The sequence below is a fragment of the Nostoc sp. genome (assembly GCF_036917315.1).
Taxonomy (GTDB): Bacteria; Cyanobacteriota; Cyanobacteriia; order Cyanobacteriales; family Nostocaceae; genus Nostoc.
Map to the genome: position 1 here is coordinate 23,692 of NZ_JBALDR010000056.1, position 17,347 is coordinate 41,038.

At 43.0% G+C, this 17,347-nt stretch carries 10 protein-coding genes, 1 tRNA gene and 1 CRISPR repeat array; of the genes, 7 read left to right on the forward strand and 4 right to left on the reverse strand.

All coding sequences use genetic code 11. From position 1 onward, the window contains the following. Positions 1-45 precede the first annotated feature (45 nt). From gshA to V7K84_RS26480, 4 genes are all read left to right on the forward strand, one after another. Positions 46-1,185 (forward strand): glutamate--cysteine ligase, encoded by a 1,140-nt coding sequence (gshA, locus tag V7K84_RS26465; RefSeq protein ID WP_334842510.1) that lies wholly within the window; start codon positions 46-48, stop codon positions 1,183-1,185. A gap of 394 nt (positions 1,186-1,579) precedes the next feature. Continuing rightward, positions 1,580-2,041, forward strand: coding sequence for a tRNA (cytidine(34)-2'-O)-methyltransferase (locus V7K84_RS26470; RefSeq protein WP_334842512.1), 462 nt, complete (start codon positions 1,580-1,582; stop codon positions 2,039-2,041). A gap of 797 nt (positions 2,042-2,838) precedes the next feature. Then, positions 2,839-5,223, forward strand: a complete 2,385-nt coding sequence (locus tag V7K84_RS26475; protein ID WP_334842514.1) for a peptidoglycan DD-metalloendopeptidase family protein — start codon at positions 2,839-2,841, stop codon at positions 5,221-5,223. Positions 5,224-5,389: 166 nt separating this feature from the next. Further along, a tRNA-Met gene (locus V7K84_RS26480) sits at positions 5,390-5,463 on the forward strand. 501 nt (positions 5,464-5,964) lie between these two features. Then, positions 5,965-6,354: a CRISPR direct-repeat array (repeat unit 37 nt; unit sequence CTTTCAACCCGCTCAACACGGGAAGGGTCATTGTAAC). A 454-nt stretch (positions 6,355-6,808) separates the two neighbouring features. Here the strand turns inward: V7K84_RS26480 and cas12k are convergent. Continuing rightward, entirely contained in the window at positions 6,809-8,722 is a 1,914-nt protein-coding gene (gene cas12k, locus V7K84_RS26490; RefSeq protein ID WP_334842517.1) for a type V CRISPR-associated protein Cas12k, read from the reverse strand. A 121-nt stretch (positions 8,723-8,843) separates the two neighbouring features. On the opposite strand from cas12k, the gene V7K84_RS26495 reads away from it, so the two are divergent. Continuing rightward, positions 8,844-9,110 (forward strand): helix-turn-helix domain-containing protein, encoded by a 267-nt coding sequence (locus tag V7K84_RS26495; protein WP_334842519.1) that lies wholly within the window; start codon positions 8,844-8,846, stop codon positions 9,108-9,110. Between the two features lie 126 nt (positions 9,111-9,236). On the opposite strand, the gene V7K84_RS26500 is transcribed toward V7K84_RS26495, so the two are convergent. Continuing rightward, a complete protein-coding gene (locus tag V7K84_RS26500) occupies positions 9,237-9,434 on the reverse strand; it encodes a hypothetical protein (protein ID WP_334842521.1) in 198 nt (65 codons plus the stop codon). 304 nt (positions 9,435-9,738) lie between these two features. Here V7K84_RS26500 and V7K84_RS26505 point away from each other — a divergent pair, with 304 nt between their 5' ends. Next, entirely contained in the window at positions 9,739-9,996 is a 258-nt protein-coding gene (locus tag V7K84_RS26505) for a hypothetical protein (protein ID WP_094343937.1), read from the forward strand. A gap of 277 nt (positions 9,997-10,273) precedes the next feature. On the opposite strand, the gene V7K84_RS26510 is transcribed toward V7K84_RS26505, so the two are convergent. After that, on the reverse strand, positions 10,274-13,600 hold the full coding sequence (locus V7K84_RS26510) for a Swt1 family HEPN domain-containing protein (RefSeq protein ID WP_334842522.1): 3,327 nt from the start codon (positions 13,598-13,600) through the stop codon (positions 10,274-10,276). A 126-nt stretch (positions 13,601-13,726) separates the two neighbouring features. Then, entirely contained in the window at positions 13,727-16,657 is a 2,931-nt protein-coding gene (locus tag V7K84_RS26515; RefSeq protein WP_334842523.1) for a DUF1156 domain-containing protein, read from the reverse strand. 251 nt (positions 16,658-16,908) lie between these two features. Between V7K84_RS26515 and V7K84_RS26520 the strand changes: the two genes are divergently transcribed. Continuing rightward, positions 16,909-17,256 (forward strand): helix-turn-helix domain-containing protein, encoded by a 348-nt coding sequence (locus V7K84_RS26520; protein WP_334842524.1) that lies wholly within the window; start codon positions 16,909-16,911, stop codon positions 17,254-17,256. The last annotated feature ends 91 nt before the right edge of the window (positions 17,257-17,347 follow it).

The window sequence follows — 17,347 nt, forward strand, 5'->3', positions numbered from 1 at the left end:
CTTGTTCGATACAATTTATAAGTAGAGAGAGCCGAGGAGAACAAGGTGGTCTTATTAAAAGGCTTTGAGATTGAGATGTATACTGGCACGCCTCAAGGTGAAATCGTCGGTCTCTCCGACAAAATTGTTGCGGCTTTGGATGGGTTTATGCGCGAACCAGATAGCCGCAACGTCGAGTACATAACTCAACCATCCCATAATTACGAAAATTTATTGTGTGCTTTGTTGCGTCCTCGGCGGGAGTTGCGAAACTACCTCAATCGTTTGGGCGATTACACCTTAATACCAGGCAGTACTTTATCTTTAGGTGGGGGCGATCGCTTTCTACGTTCCGATCCAGCAAACCCCTATCATGATTACATTGAGAACACCTACGGTACGAAAGTAGTCACTGCTAGCGTACACATAAATATCGGCATCAGCGACCCAGAAGTATTAATGCGGGCGTGTCGGGTAATCCGTATGGAAGCGCCCCTATTTCTCGCCCTCAGCGCCTCATCTCCCTTCTTGGATGGCAAAACTACTGGCTATCACTCTACCCGTTGGGGCGTCTTTCCACAAACGCCTAGCCATGTCCCCTTATTTGCCAGCCACGCCGATCATATCCAGTGGGTAGAAGATCAACTCGTTGCCGGAACCATGCAGAATGTGCGGCACTTGTGGGCATCGGTGCGACCAAATGGCGATCGCCGTCCTTACGACTTGAATCGTCTAGAACTGCGAATTTGCGATTTAGTTACAGATCCCATTGCCTTACTGGCGATTACTGCCTTATTAGAAGCGCGTTTGTTGCAAATAATCGAAAATCCCAGCATCGATCCGTTAACCCAAAGTACTTTCTCTGCTGAAGAACTTGTCACCCTCACTGCTGACAACGAAGCTGCTGCTGCTGCTGGTAGTCTTGATGCTCAGTTGAGGCATTGGCAAGATGGTAGAAATATCTTAGCCAGAGATTGGATTGCTCAAATGTACCAAGATGTTTGGGCGATCGCCAAGCAACAAGGTTTTAGCTGTTTCCTTTCCCCTTTGCACAAAATCCTCCGCGAAGGCAATGAAGCTCAACAGTGGTTGCAATTACACGCAGTCGGTTTTGACACCCACCGCGTCATCAGTCAAGCTATTATCGCCACCCAAGAGCGCGAAATCGAACTCGAAGATAAATTATGTTCGTCACTGCTGGCTTAACTTAAGAGACATTGGGCATTGGGCATGGGGCTTGGGCATAGAAAATAGAAAAGAGAGGGGGAAGACAAGGAAGGAAGAGACTAATTCAATAATTTCTCTTTATCCCCCTCATGTCCCCAGTCCCGTCTTCATACAAATGGTATATTTTATTGCGGGCACTACCAGCCCTAAAATACACAATTACTTACTTCTTCTACACAAAACTTAATATTTACCGATTTTAGCCAAATATCCTCTCAGGCATTGCTCTGGGATGGTTTGTACTTCGTTTTAAAAATCTAATCGATAGATGATGCTTGATTATTATTAACAAAACCTATGAATAGCCTCTACCTTTTGGTAGATTTAACATTGACAATAAATTGTTTTATACAAGACGTAAGTTGTACGGATAATGCCTCAGGTAGTTTTAGTTAACCCGCAGATACCTCCTAATACAGGTAATATTGCCCGTACTTGTGCAGCTACGGGTACAGAGTTGCATTTGGTGGGGCCTTTGGGATTTGAAATTAGCGATCGCTACCTCAAAAGAGCCGGCTTAGATTACTGGCCTTATGTCAAACTACACTATCACGAATCCCTCGAAGCCTTTAAAACCATACATCAGAGGCGTGGCGGCAGATGTTTGGGTTATACGGTTAATGGAAATTGTAATTATGTAAGCTTTCAGTTTCAACCTGATGATTGGCTACTGTTTGGTAGTGAAACCACGGGCTTACCAGCAGAAATTCTGTCAGATTGCGATGCTACCCTCTATATTCCCATGAGCCAACCGGGGGTTCGCAGCTTGAATCTGTCTGTGAGTGTAGCAATAGGTTTATTTGAAACCCGTCGTCAGTTAGGCTATTTACAATAGTTGCTTACATTCCTGCTTATAAGTGTATTTACTTATGAGCTTTCCAGAAACCTATTAGACGATTTATTTGTGAGGGCAAAAATTTTCTTGGTGACAGCAAGAATATGTAAAACAATATACCAAAAATTGGCTTTATTCGCAAAATGTAGTGGAAGATACTTACAACTATAGTAAGGTTATTATAAGAAATTTGTATATGAAACTTGGGATATTGCCAAATTTGAATGATAGATTTTGATGAATTTAAAACATCCTAAACTAGGAACGAAATTGCTAAAATCCAATCATGTATTACATTTGAGCTATTTTTGCTCAATCAAGGACAGAAATCAGCCCAAAAGTAGCCGATAGTTAATACGGTTGTTTTTTAGGGAATAATCAACGTAAAGTCTCGTGTTGAGAAGACGGATGGGGTAGAAATATCTTGAAGATATCTACAGCAGGGGGCATAACTTTTCCAGAAGTCGCCGCAATTTAATTTTCAGCAGCGACTTGGACTTGGCAAATAAGTTTGTCCAGTCCCCGCAATTGACGCAAGACAAGGGCGGATAATGGTAAAGAGTAAAATCAATCGTCCTAAGTGGTGTTAGGAGTGGTTCGGACAAGTAAACACAGCAAAATTTAAGTTTTGCAAACAGATGTGAACTTGTCTAAATCAGAGAAGCAGGTTAATCTTGCGTAAGCATCTCTGGTGAATGTGATCTCGATCTATCATTTGTTGCGATCTAAATCATTGACTAGTATCCAACTGAAAAATCGAGGTTAGTTAAGCGCTAGTGATCGTAAGGAGGTCGTCTTTGAAACGAGCATTGAAAAAGAGAGTAAAAGCTGTGTTGAACAATACCCCTAGCAGCGATGATGCCCCGGTAGAACTGCTAAATGTAATGAATCCAAAAGTTAAGAGCCGGGTGCGGACAAAAGCGGCGATGATTGGCTTGGCAATCTCTATGGGAGCAACCAGCCTTTTGGTGACTCGACAAAGCGATCAAGCCCAAGCAGCGGTGCCAGTAGGCAGCCAAAAGGCTACCTCAGCGATTCCTGCTGTTCCTGACACCGAGGTGAAATTCGCCTCCACAAAGCTGGAGTCCCAAGCAGTCTCATCAGCGAGCGTGCCGGAAAATCCTGTAATCGTGGAACCAACGGCAGTATCACAAGTGCCTGGGCTTGAAGCTAAATGGCAAGTCGCGGCAAGTGGAATATCTTTGCAAGTTCCTGCATCAAACACGTTTTCTCAAACAACAGCAGGTTATAAAAATTCCACTTACCTGAAGCCCAAAATGGCACAGGGATTGAACAATACCTTAGCCGAAACTAGTTTTCCAACAGTCAATAAGCTGTCTGACTATAGTGCTGATGGTGTTGATAGTACAAATACATCACTAACTGCCCAGCCACAAACAGTGGCAACGTCAACCGCAGGCAACAGTGAAATAAATGCACAACTTAAGGCGCAACAAGAGTTCGCACTAAATCGCTTACAAGAAAAATCGAACCGTTTAAGAAAGAGTCTGGCGCAGTTGCAGTCTGGAGAAACCAAAAATTTATCACAAGCTGATATAGAATTGGCGCAGCCGACAACTGTGGTTGAGAAGACTGCATTAGCAGTCCAGTCAGACACTTCTAGCGATGCAAACCAAGCGAACCTGATATCGAGGTTAAAACAGAAGACACAGACAAGTGCATCTGTACCAGCGGCGCCAATAGTGATTGCCTCCTCGACACATACCGCTTATGAAGTTAAACCTGGAGATACACTAGCAGCGATCGCCAGCAGATACAATACTTCAGTATCAGAACTAGTTAAAGCAAATAACCTCAATAATCCCAATGAACTGCGAATTAGTCAAAAACTAGTTATTCCTGCTGTTCAAACTCCTGCTGTTCAAATTCCTGCTGTTCAAACTCCTGCTGTTCAAACTCCTGCTGTTCAAATTCCTGCTGTTCAAATTCCTGCTGTTCAAGTTGAGGCAACTGTAGCGAGTCAGCCCACTTTTGTAGAGTCTAGCAAAACTCCAAAGGTAGCTACCTCCCCTTTGAATATCGGCAATGCTAACTCATATCTACCTAGTTCACCATCGCCAACTATTGCCGACAACAGTAGCGTTGCCGTCCCTACACCGGTAACTGTACAGATTCAGGCAAATAGTGCGACCGAATTAGAAACTGCCCCCCTGCCTACAGCTAAATCTTATGGCGTCGGTGGTGACATTCCAGTGCCACAAGCTTTTGCCGAAATGCAACAGCCTAAGACACCAGCAAATAGGGTAGCAAGGGTAAACAATAACAATAATGACCGTTTGCGGGGCTTACAAGCGGAAATCCAGAGGTTACAGCAGAAATATCGCGCTCAACAGTCTGGTAATTTAGTTGTGCCAGCAGCAGCGATCGAAGCAAATAATGCTGCTATGCTCACTCCTATTTCTACGCCCAATAATTTCAGTGTACCTAACCCTGCATCTAGACCAAATAGTGTAGCAATACCAATTCCAGTTCCGACACCGATTCAGGCTAACTATAGCGTTCAGCCAATTAAGTCCCAATTCCGTACTACTGTACGCCCTACCGAAGCAGTAAACCCAGAATTCTTGCCTAATCTAGGTTCTGCTAGCCAGTGGACTCCCTCTCGTACTCAATCTGCCACAAGAGTTGCAACACCTTCTGGAAGAGTAAATGCCTCTGACTCCTTAGGAAAGATGCGAGGAACTACAGTTTCTCCACAGGTATTACCGCCTTTGGCAGCAGTGGATCAATATCTTCCCAGACCCATTGACGAACTTACACCTCCTCCATCTTCCTCAACCTTAGCTTACACCTGGCCAGCAAAGGGCACCCTTACTTCTGGCTACGGCTGGCGCTGGGGTAGAATGCACAAAGGAATTGACGTTGCTAACTCTACTGGCACGCCAGTTGTCGCTTCTGCTGAGGGGACGATACTAAAAGCTGGCTGGAACAATGGTGGCTACGGCAACCTCGTCGAAATCCGCCATCCTGATGGCAGCACTACTCGCTATGCTCATAACAGCAAGATTCTGGTGCAACCTGGTCAGGCAGTACATCAGGGAGAAACAATTGCTTTAATGGGTACCACTGGTCACAGTACTGGCCCACACACCCACTTTGAAATCCATCCATCAGGCAAGGGTGCTGTTAACCCAATAGCTATGTTACCGGAACGCCTATAATTCTTGGCTGTCTGTAACTAAATTATTACCTTGTTAGTTGAGGGAGCTTCCCTCCCTCTTCTACTTTCTATTGACTCAATAGGGATGGAACTTATAACAAAATTGCAAAAGGGGCTAGTATTATGCAATTTTGTATGCTATCATAGTTGATGATTTGGAAAGACATGGCTCAGTAGCTCAGTTGGTTAGAGCACGGGACTCATAAGCCTGGGGTCGTTGGTTCAACTCCGACCTGAGCCACTTTAAAAGTACTATATTATAAGGGTTTCATCTTCTAGTAATGTACATTCACAAATTAGATGTCGCCATTCACAAATTAATGTCGTTTTTCATACATTAATGTCGCTCTTTCACTAATTGGTGTCGTAGCTCATTTGAGATAACCGTTCACAAACTAATGTCGCAATATTAGTGACTTATCGACTTTGTGCGGTGACAGGTCAACATCAGATTTACCAAATAGAAGACCATAAGCTTAAGTTAAACTTAAGCTCTAAAAACTTTTACTCTACCTTACTTAAACAGAGAACTTTTGTTCTTTATAGTTAAGCAGGACGGAGTTGAACCCTTTCAACCCATACCCATATCTCGTAATCTTTATATTTTCACCAGCCCTGCACTGGAAGAATTTATATAACTTGTCCTTTCTTGCTCATCGTTAGGTATTACATCTTCAATCCATTTTTGCCGGAAAGGTAATTGTAACTTACCATCGCCCTTGGGGTCGATATAGAAAATTTTCTTTCAACCCGCTTGACACGGGAAGGGTCATTGTAATTGGCGATAGCACTTTCATGCCCATTGATGCTTTCAACCCGCTTGACACGGGAAGGGTCATTCTAACGAGGTTTCGACTAATAATCAATTAGCCATCTTCACTTTCAACCCGCTCAACACGGGAAGGGTCATTGTAACTTAACCAAGCTTGCGTATAGCTTCTATGTATTGCTCTTTCAACCCGCTCAACACGGGAAGGGTCATTGTAACCTGGCCGGCGCTCTCTTTTGTACACGGGAGACTATCTTTCAACCCGCTCAACACGGGAAGGGTCATTGTAACTACGGCAATTTCTTTCTCTCGCGATTCTGCCAATGCTTTCAACCCGCTCAACACGGGAAGGGTCATTGTAACCCCTTCCTGTATAGAATCCTTGTTTTGTGAAGGATTCCAGAGTTGATAGCGCGGATCTTTATTCCATGCTTCTTCAACTACCGTTTGAATGGGCAACTTGTATGCCATTAAACGCTAAAACTCTTCCACAGCAAGCAAGCGCGAATCGATTGAAAAATTTTAATCTCTTCTAGTGCCTGGAAACAAGGATTGGTATGGGTTCCCCCTTGATCGGAGGTGATTTAGCAGCCACTACAGCAGTATATCCGCGCCCTTATTGCTGGGAGCGCACCTTATTCCTGTCCGAAGACAGCAGCATCAGGGTTAGTAGCTACCTAGGGTCAGAAAGCAAGACTATCTTCCAATAGTCAAACTACCCCATATTTTTCACAGATCAGCGGTTACAAAGAACATGAACTGCGGCGCTATTACTTATTTTATTGTCAAGGTTCAGTATATTCGCTCAATCTAAAGATTAAGATTTATTTTGACGAAAATGGTAAGCAGCGATCGCTAAATCTCGCGCCTTTTCTTGAGGACTATCTCGAATAGGTTGTGGGCCTTGTTCTATAGGAATGTTTGCCTTAGCTGCTTGGCTCTGAATACACTCAATCAGTCTGTTGTAGCTCCAACGATGAATACTCTGGCGGTACTGTTTAGCATACTGTCGCTGGCCTTCTTTGTAATTAGGACATCTTTTCACTGCCCTAGCTTCTATTTCACTTTGTATGCCCTCACGTACATTTTTCATTGTAGGTAGAACAATGCTGCCAGCTTGGTAAGTTTTAGCTAACGTGATAATTGCTTGTGCTAGTAAGTTATCAATGTGCTTTCCTAACTCCAATTCTGACAACTCAATTTGTGTGTTGCTTTTTTGAGCTTTGTGGCGTTCATGAGAACTACGTTGCTGCTGCTGTCGCTGGCGGTTCAGTAGCTTGTAATTATCACCAAGTAGCTGTTTAACACTACGATATGCAAGAACTTTATTTGTGGGACAGTCAACAATAGCTATTGTTGCAGGCTTTTCTAGACCCAAACTCACGCCAATGAGAATTGATGTTTTACCCTGATATAAATTTTGATTAGGACGTGGGTAGGCGGTGTCGATTTTAGTGAGTGTTGAGTTAAGGCGTTTAACATAGATTTGCTGATTTTTATTTAAGCTTTCTTTTTTTTCGATGTCCGCCAGTTTTTGAGTAATTTCGTCTACTTTTTCTTGCCTAAACTCCTGAGTCCCTTCAATCGTCCACAGGCGAGTATCAACGCTGCAATAAAGAGTTAAACGATGAATCTTCCAGGGAAGGTCATTACCTTTATTGTGTTGCCATGCTAAACGTCCTGAACGTAAAGTAAACAGAGAAGATGAATACTGATCTTTGTTGTTGCGCTTAATGCTTTGATCTTCTAAAAATCTTTGAAACCAATAAATTTGTTTATTATCGCAGTAAACTTCAAAGATATAATTATTGAATTCTTTACCTGAGAAGCTAACACAAATACGACCTTTTTGATTTTTTGACCAAATAAGGTCTTCGTTGCTTGTAAATTGAACTGGAAATGGTATTGAACTAGGATTTTGTAATAGATGCTTCTGCCAAATTTTAAATTGATTTTCGCTTTCGGGAACATTGGTAGTTGCTACTAAAAGGTTTTGTAGCCACTCTTGTCCTGTTAAATCACGACCACTAGGTATCCTCGATTTCAGTTGTTCTTTAAGACGTTCAATCTCTTTCAATTTCTTACTACGACGTAGAGCATACCGATTAGGGTCTTCCTCTTCTTCGCTAACCTGACAATTATTTTTCAATATGTAAGCGATAGCACACCGATTAAGAGGAATCTTTGCTCGATCGTAAGCCTTAAATAAAATGTCAAATAGTGTGTAATTATTGTTTTTGCTTTTTTTACGCTTATTTTCATTTGTAATATTTTGCTTATGAATTTCTTCAACCTTAGCAATATAGCGCGGCAAAATTTTAATAGCTTTAGCGCGAATAATCTTTAAACTAAAGTTACTCTCTTGTTCTAGTTCTACATCACTTTTGAGCATATTGAGCCAATGCTCTTTTTTATCGATTTTTTGTTGTCGTTCTTTCTGTAATGCTAACCAAGACTTGTAAATATACTCAACTACTTCAATAGCTGATTTGTAAAAACGCTTGGGTTGGTTAACAAAACATTCTTGAGTACTGAGTGAGTCACACAGTGGTTTGATTACTCCATCTGGTAGTTTGCCCTTCTTCAACCACTGTTCCATATCAGGATGTATTCTTACCTGTTTAAGTAGTTCATTAATCAAAGGTGTATTCTTCTCCGCCATCAATTGCCACAGATGGAGGCGGGTCTTTTCGCTGGCTACTAATCGACATTGAATCGTGATCAGGCTCATAGCAGTTTTTGTTTTCTAAACTTTATAAAATACACCAACATTCTAAAAATAAGATTTATAGTGTGCAATATTACATTTATTGTGTGTAGATTTATGATTGATAGTACCTCACTATTAGGCTGTGAGGGAAAATAACATCAACATTGAATATCGTTTTGGAAAGGCGATAAGACGAAGAAGGCGAGAGCTAGATTACTCTCAAGAAGAACTGGCTGAAAAAGCTGGACTTCACCGTAATTACATCTCAAGTATTGAGACGGGAACCCGTAATCCTTCTCTCAAAAATATTGAAAAGCTTGCAAAAGCACTGAACATCTCCATTTCTGCTCTTTTTATCAACTACGGTATTGAGGTAGAGCATAAATCAGAAAAAGATACTGAGTGTTAGTTTATAGTGTTTTAGTACACACGGATATAAATTTGTCCTTCCAGTACTACAAAAAATACAAACACGCCAAAAATTAAGAAAGAGACGTGGCTAACCTCACGTCTCCAGGTGATAGGAGAAAAACCATTAAGCGGCTACATCCGCTACCAGTAGCCCGTTGACAGCAATGATCAAAAGTTGCGCTGAAGCAGAGCTATCACAGCAATGTCTTTTATCGCTATTGCAGGGTTGTGTTACCCATTTACCCTCAAGATTCTGATAAAAAGTTCCAAGCAGATGGGAACCATTCCAAACTCGATACAGTTCTCCAAAATCGTCTGGCACTGAGTCGATTTCAATTTCTGGTGCTACTACGTCAGCTAATTCGTCAACCTATTCCTCAAACTCTGATTCTACGGAGGCTTTGTTGTCAAACTCTTCTTGTGTAATCATTTAAGTAACCTCATTGATGGGGTTTTACAAAAGGCGATCGCAATCTTTGGACGGAGGGCGATCGCCTTTGTCTTGTTACTATATTGTAATTACTTGTTATTACTAAAGCAAGAGCGTTACTACAAAATTTTCAAAATTCGCCACAATTAGGGTAAATAGAGTTATTACAGATTGAAAGTTTTCAGCAGAAAGTAGTATGGCAAAGCGGCAGACAACAAAATTGAGCAATCAGATTATTGTCAGAATGGATGATGAGACAAAGGAAGCTTTTATGAATAAAGCTAAGGCTGAAGGCAAGACAGCCTCAGAATTGATCATGGGATGGATTCGTTCTTACATGGCTGAAGAACTCCAAGGAACTCCAGACTTAGCCAAAATGCAAGCGGACTTGGAAAATCTAAAACAACAAGTTGCTGCACTGCAAAATGAATACTTGGGAAAATTAGCAGCCTGAGAGAAGAGAACGATTCTCTCAGGCTATGGATAGATCAAATTATCAGTTCTGCCCCTAAGAACCCAAAAAACCCGTCAGATACCTGACGGGTTTAGTTTTGTTAAGGAGATTAACTATGGGAAGTTATATAGTTACTACACGTAATTAATAAGTAGTAACTAAAATTATGACTGCGATCGCACTCAAATCCGTTAACCCACAAGATTTTCCCTTACTTCTTTGGGTGTGACGTAATGCTTTACCTCATTACTATCTAACAAGTTTATGTATCTCAACTTCATTCTTGTTCAAATTCCTGATTACTAAATTTGAGAACCCGACAATTCTCGCTGACTGTGCGAATCACGTTCTCTGGTACTCCTTCAGGGACAGTGACCTGAAGTTCTAAGGTAATTTCTACTTCAGCATCTACTAAACTACTGAGGTGTTGAATAACCTCGTCTGCTATCTGTCCTATGTCACGTCTTAGCCGCAATGCGTCCAATTTGACTGAACCATAAAAGCGTTTTGGTGGAACTATGACAGTTACTTGGCTATCAGAGGAGCCATTTTCTGTTATTACAGTGTCAATAGTTTTTTCTTTTTCAGTCTTATAGCTTCCTGTTTTTTCTTTAACTGATGGTGGAGTTACAGCTTTAGCAGCAGCATCTGCATCAAACTGGCGTTGCGCTATTTCTGGCTTAACTATCAGATTTTGACTGCTAAGGGTTACGGTAATGTGTTCAGCTGCTTTCAAACCAAGATAACGTCCTTTGGATTCATCCCAGCCTGTGGCATAAGCAAAGTTTTCATTCCACAGTAACGCTGCAACTCCTTCTGCGATCGCTTGTAATAGCACCTGTTGATTTTTGATGCGTGGCAGGTAAAGGTAGTACGCTAAGTACTCCCATAACTTCTTAAGGTCGAGGTGGTTTACATCGCGCCAGAGATAAGGATCGAGGGCTTCTAGGCGGAGGCGGCTGGCGGCATAGTTAGCAATCAAATGTTCTTCATGAACTGCTTTGCGACTTGCTTGCAGAATAGGAGAGTCTTGCTTTTGCAATCGAATTTCTTGCCATTCAATCTCTCCTTGGGGGTCGGGTTGCATCGGCACTAACAGCCAGATGTAAGCTTCTTGAATTAAACTTTTTACATCTTTGTCGGTTTGCTGTTGTTTAGTCGTCGCCTGATTGCTTTGAAAAACATCCAAGTTTAAGGCTTCTTTATCTCGAATAATCGAATTCCAGGCGAGGTATTGGCAAACAGATTGTTCTAATAGCTCCAGTTTTGCCTTGTCTGGTGCTAGGAACAGCAACATATTTTTGCAGTACCGAGGACTGGCTCCCTTTTGGTTTAATATTTCTTCGGCTCTGGTGCGGGCTTGGGTTTCGCTTTCCTTATTTTTATGGGGATGTTGTGGCCCCATGACAACCAGCCTTACGGCCATTTCATCAGGAACATCTGCGGAGGAGTCGGGAGCGATATGTACTCCAGCAAATTCACCGCGCTGTTTATCAGCCTTTAATCGGAGAATAATTTCATCCCAAACTTTATCCTGATCCTGTTGGATTTGCTCGGCTCGGTCTTGGGCAAGTCTGGTGACACTAGGCTGAGTTGAGAACCAGTAACGAGTGTTATCGACATAAAGATGTGTGGACTGGTCGGTAAGTCGGCGCAAAGCGTCGCCAAAAGTTGCTGCACTTTCCCCTGGTTGAACACACCCTAACTTGATCCGATGATCTTCTACACCGCGATTGGCTGCTCTCAAAGTAGGAGCAGAACCAAGGTAAATTGTCCGGGCAACGCGGCGACAGGCAGAGTAACGTCCTAAGTTCGGGTTTTGGCGATCGCACGCTAATGGTAGAGAATTATATCCATCTACATCTTTTTCAATCACTGGCACCCAGTTATCTTCGAGGTAACGAGTCAATTCTGTTTGTACCTGTCCGTCATCCATTGGCACGCTGGCAGGCATGATTAACAAACTCTTGTCCTGTCCTTCCCAAAGTGAATGAATCACCTTTGCCATCAGTCGCAGCACACCCCGCGTGCGTTGGAATTTGTCGAGAGTTGACCAGTCATTATAAAGTCGGTCAAATAGTTCTGGATGGATAGGATAAGCATTTTCTAGCCGTCGTTTGTAACTAGCTTCTCGGCACTCACTAGGAAACTCCTGAGATTGGTTTTGGTACATTTCTGCAAAGGCGCGGATGATGGCATCACGGGCTATGAAGCCACTTTCTTCGGTGATGGGTTGAAACAGCCGCCGCCGCACAATTTCAAAGCTTTCATCGGCAGTTGCTGGTCGCCAAGGAGATTCGACTCTGCCAATAGCATTTTTGAGTCTACTTAAGGCTGCTTTACCGCGATCGCCTCCAATCTCATTATCAGATGCCGGAATACTCACGACCAAAAGAGTTTGGTTAGCGTTTTTTGCCGACTCGCTCAAAGTCTGGGCAAAGGTAAAGTGAGTGTCAAAGCTGCCTCCCGGAAGGTCGTTTATTTCGTGAAGCTGTCGGGCATAAGCCACCCATTCATCAATTAAAATCAGGCAGGGTGCATAGCGGTTAAACAGCAGCCGGAGGGTATCGCCAGGGTTCGTTGAGGTTTCATCTGCCTCTCGAATCATTTCGTAGGCTTCCCTACCGCCCAGTTGCCAAGCTAATTCGCCCCAGAGTGTTCGGACAACTGTGCCATCTTTTTTAAGTTGAGGCTGACCGGGAGAAATTTTATTTCCTACCAGCACTGCTGTGTTAACTTTTGGCGGAGGTAAAACATTTGCCGCTTCCAGCACTGGTTCCAATCCTGGTAACTCGGATGCGGGAACTCCCATAAACAGGTGGTATAGTGCCAGCATCGCGTGGGTTTTGCCGCCACCAAAGTTGGTTTGCAGTTCGATAACGGGGTCGCCTTTATTGCTAGAAAGACGTAGCAAGGCATTTGTGAGCAGTTGCTTTAGCCCTTCGGTGAGAAAAGTGCGGCTAAAAAACTCTGTAGGTATGCGGTATTCGTCGGAACCTTCATCTAAATAGACTTGCCAGAGGTCGGCAGCGAATTCTGCTTGTTGGTAGCTACCAGAGGCAACATCTGGGTGAGGTGTAACAATTTCTCGCCAAGGTTTTAAACCGCCTACAGGATTGCCTTCTAGAGGTTGGAGAGTAGCACGACGAGTTTCACGACGGGCTTGTTCTGTAAAGCGTACCCGCAAAAGTTCTTGTTTTTGTTTATCAACTTCATCTGCTTCTGGTGCAGAAAAAGCAGAAAGTAACCGCGATACGCTATCAAGAGCGCGATAGGCATCATCTGTAGAGAGTGGCTTGTTGTGCGCCCAAGAGTTGCGGGTGTCAATTAATTCCCCAACCAAGCTTCTTTCTGCATTGCCCAGAGTCTTTTTGAACACCTCACGCCACTGATTAGACATGAGTTTCAGCAGTGCTGATTCGTCCTGCTTGAGAATTTGCTGGACATTACGTCTTAGGCTGTGGTCTTCTGGAACAAAAGGTGTAGCCGCAACTACCCACTTATCGCCATAAATGGAACGCATCTCCCTTTCTACAAAAGGATATAAGCCATCTCTCAAAAGGTCTAGCACCCTGCCAACTCGTTCGCGGTTACTTACGCTCATAGATTTTTATACTAGTTTTTCTTTTAACTCAGGGCTGCTGCCTCACGATAGCTACATCTACTCTGGGCGTTAGAGCCACCCAGAATGTGTTAATAGGCTGAGGCTAATAACGAGAGTCGAAAGTAATTAAAGTAAAGCCATTTGTAAGGGAGTCGATTCTTCGGTTTCAGCAGCGAGGCGAGATATTTCTGGCCAGGAAATCACTAAGCTGTTGTAAGCGACACCTTCAGCAGCCCAGCCTTTTCTGTCGCAAATGTTATACAGCCGATAAGCTAATTCCCTTGCTGCTTCTCCTATGGTTCCCAGTTGAGATAGCAAATTTGCAGCACCTTGATTTCCAGCACCGTCTTGCAATTCGTGAATCATGTGTTGTGTGGCTTCCCAGACCGTGAGGCGGTTATCGGTTTGGGGATTCCAATTTTTGGGTAATTCATCGCGGCGCAATAGTCGCACTTTACCCGCCTTGGCTGTGAGGATGCCAGCATCTACCAAGCTTTGTACTGCTGTATTCTTAGCTTTGGAGAGGGTTTCTGCATCCCCAAATAAACCTTCATTAAAGGTATGCTGTTCAAACCAAATCAACGCAAAGCAGGTTTCAGCATCAAATTCTCCTTCTTGTTCAGCGAGAAAGTCATCTAAAGTTTGGTTAATCAGTTGTAGTGCAATACGCACAGGCATTCGTTCGCCGTCTGATTCGAGGACTTTGCTGTAGCGAGAGTATATTTCCATACCTGGGCCAATGCTGGCTTGTGCCAAGTCTACTGGGGCGATGTTGCCTTGTTGCAGTTTTTGCAGTGCATCTGGAAGTTCGCGTTTGAGAATGTTGACAAATTGGCGGCGGGTTGCGGATGGAGCAGTTTCTGGGCGAGGACGGCAGACAAGAGCAATGGATGAAGCTAGGGCATTGGTACCACTAGCAACCGTGCGGTTACTTAATTCTGTTCGCATTGGCCAAGTGCCAGTAATGCTAAAACCAGCTTTTATAAGTCCTTCAAGCATAGTTTCCCATCCGGTTGAAGCTCTACTATCACTGTTTCCCTTTCGTTCAGTAAGAGAAACTTCATCATCCGTTTCTGTTTGCTTAAAGGCATAATAAACAGTCAAAGGATATCCGTCATGCGCCATCTCACGCATTCGTTTAAAAGTTTCACCCAGTCCTGTCTCAAAAAATTCTTTTGCCTTTTGTTTACTACCACCAAAGCGATAAGGTGTAGCTACTAATTCTCGTTCTTTATCAGGAATAATTATGGTACTAAAAAGGTCGGGATAGATAAAACTTAGAGAACGTCGTAGCCAAACATAAAAAAACTCCGAAAGGTCGGCGTAGCCAATATTATCGTAGTAGGGTGGGTCTGTAGAAACAACTATTGATTTTGCGTAAATATCTGATTTAGTAGCATCTATGCGTTGGACAAATCCTTGAGTGCTACAAGGAGAAATTTCAATTACTTTCGCTATCCAATCAACTGCACCAATAAAGTTTCCCGTTGACTCACTGAAAGGATTCGCTTCTGCAAAGTCCCACGTCATTGGAATTGCTTGACGGGCAAAAGTATTACGTGTGCTATCTCTACCTGTATCCCAAGAACAAATTGTTGAATTTCTATCGGATAATCTATCAACAGCGATCGCTAAATAAGTTGCCACTGCATCCGCGTAAGCAGTCGCACCCTTACCACCTTCACAAAGAGGTAAACTATCATCTGGTATTTCAGAAGCTAGAGCATCAGAAAGTATTTTTTCCCGTGCTTCACTCACTAATTCGCAAAAAGTGTTTAGTGCTACAAGCTGACGCGGGGTAAAGAGATGATAAAAATGGGTCAAACCATAAAGAGGCGTGAACATTGATCGACGGTCATCAGGAATCTGAGCAGTAGGATACCAAGATGGTTGTGCGCTGTGTGCAATATCTTCATGTTTTTGTATCGGTTGAAGATAGGCCCTGCTGTTTTTACCTTCAGCAACTATTGCCAAGAGTTGTGTATTCATACGTCCAGCTACACCTTCAGCCTTAATATGCTTATCATCAACAGGCTGTTTACAAGCTAAACAGTCAAACTTAGCACCGCGTCCAGTCTTTGGTGGTTCTGGTGCTTTACCCTTGCCAGACTTAACTTGGAAACTGACTACAGGCGGTTGCTGGCTATGGTTAATAGTTGGTTCTATCCAAGCTTCCTTCCCTTTCTTACTTGAAAGTTCAAAAGAACGCACTAACGGCATTTGACAACCACAAGCTGGGTTAGGACATTTCACAGTCCTAGCCCACAACCAAGCAATCACTGTTGCTTCAGTGTCCCCATGCTCCTGCGATAAATTCACCTTGGGATACAAATGTCCAATTCGCTTAAAAGCTTGCTCCCGCATCCATTGCCCGTAATAGCGTACATCTTCAGCTAAACCCTGCGCCCCATACCATGTCTTAGTTTTTATTGAATTTTTACGAGAATCAGGGTTAACAGGAGGGAAATTTGCAAACTTTGGCGGAATTTCAATCAAAGCTTTAGTAATCAAAACCGCTACAGGATTAATATCACTACCATGTGCCTCTAACCCCAATCTTTGGGCTTCCAAAGGTATACTACCCCCACCACAAAAGGGATCATAAATAGGTGGTGCGTATTTGCTTAAATACTCTGTTACTTTTTCCGGTTTAGTTGGTGGTTCGTCACCTTTTTCCCAAGCAAGGCAACGAGCAATTTCTCTTTGTGCTTCCTCAACTACACTAGTATTTGTTATGTCATCCCAAGATACTAAACCGCGAACAGTTTGGGTTGATTTTCCCCTTGTTTCAACATTTTCAATTCGCCCAATTAAGTCATGTAATCGTTGGCGTTCTTTTTCTTGTTCCTCTTCAGTGGGAAATTTGTCAGGATGACTTGAGGGATCATCTACCAAAGATGCAAACAAAACTGCTCGACAAGCTGCCAAAGGTCGCCGCGCCCACCACAAATGTAGCGTAGAAGGGTGTCCATGCCTAATTGATTTTTCTCTGGCAGATTCTTTGTTAATTGCTTCCAGTGGTAACGCGACTTCGATTAGCTTCTTGCGGTAGGTCATTCATTTTGCCAGACTTTTATAATTGAAGCGAGTAAATGTCTGAGCAAGAAGCAGCACAAAATATTCCGAGTGAGTGGACTTACGGATTTACATCAAGCTTTGGTAGGCTAATTAGTCTTTGTTGATTGCTGCTTGCCTAACTTAGTTACAGAGCTTCGTCCGGCAATTATAATCACGATACTTGCTGGATGGTTCAGTGATAATTCGGAGCGTACATTATCTTTAGCTAAAAGCCTGTAGTTTAAAAAACGATGACTTCTAACACAATTTCTTGGAATTGTATCCGTGATGAGGTTTTAGCAGATCCAGAGGTAAAGGCTGAATACAATGCCTTGGAGTCTGAATTCCAGTGTGCAAGACAAGTTATTGCTTTAAGGAAAGCTAGCGGCTTAAATCAACGGGATTTTGCTAAGTTGGTTGGCATTAAACAGCCACAGCTAGCTCGGATTGAATCTGGGAAACAGGTTCCTAAAATTGAAACTCTAGCAAAACTTGCTAGGAGTGCAGGTTACGATGTCGAGATTCGCTTTATAGCACCCAAAGGAAAGCGATCGCATAAAGTCGAGCCTCTGAGGATTTCTGCTAAGGAGTTAGTTTAGTCCTGTGATTGCTCTCACTAAAAGCATCCCTTTTTACTTGGATAACTAGCTATCCCATAAAGGAGGCAGACTTAAGAGCGAATACTCTGAC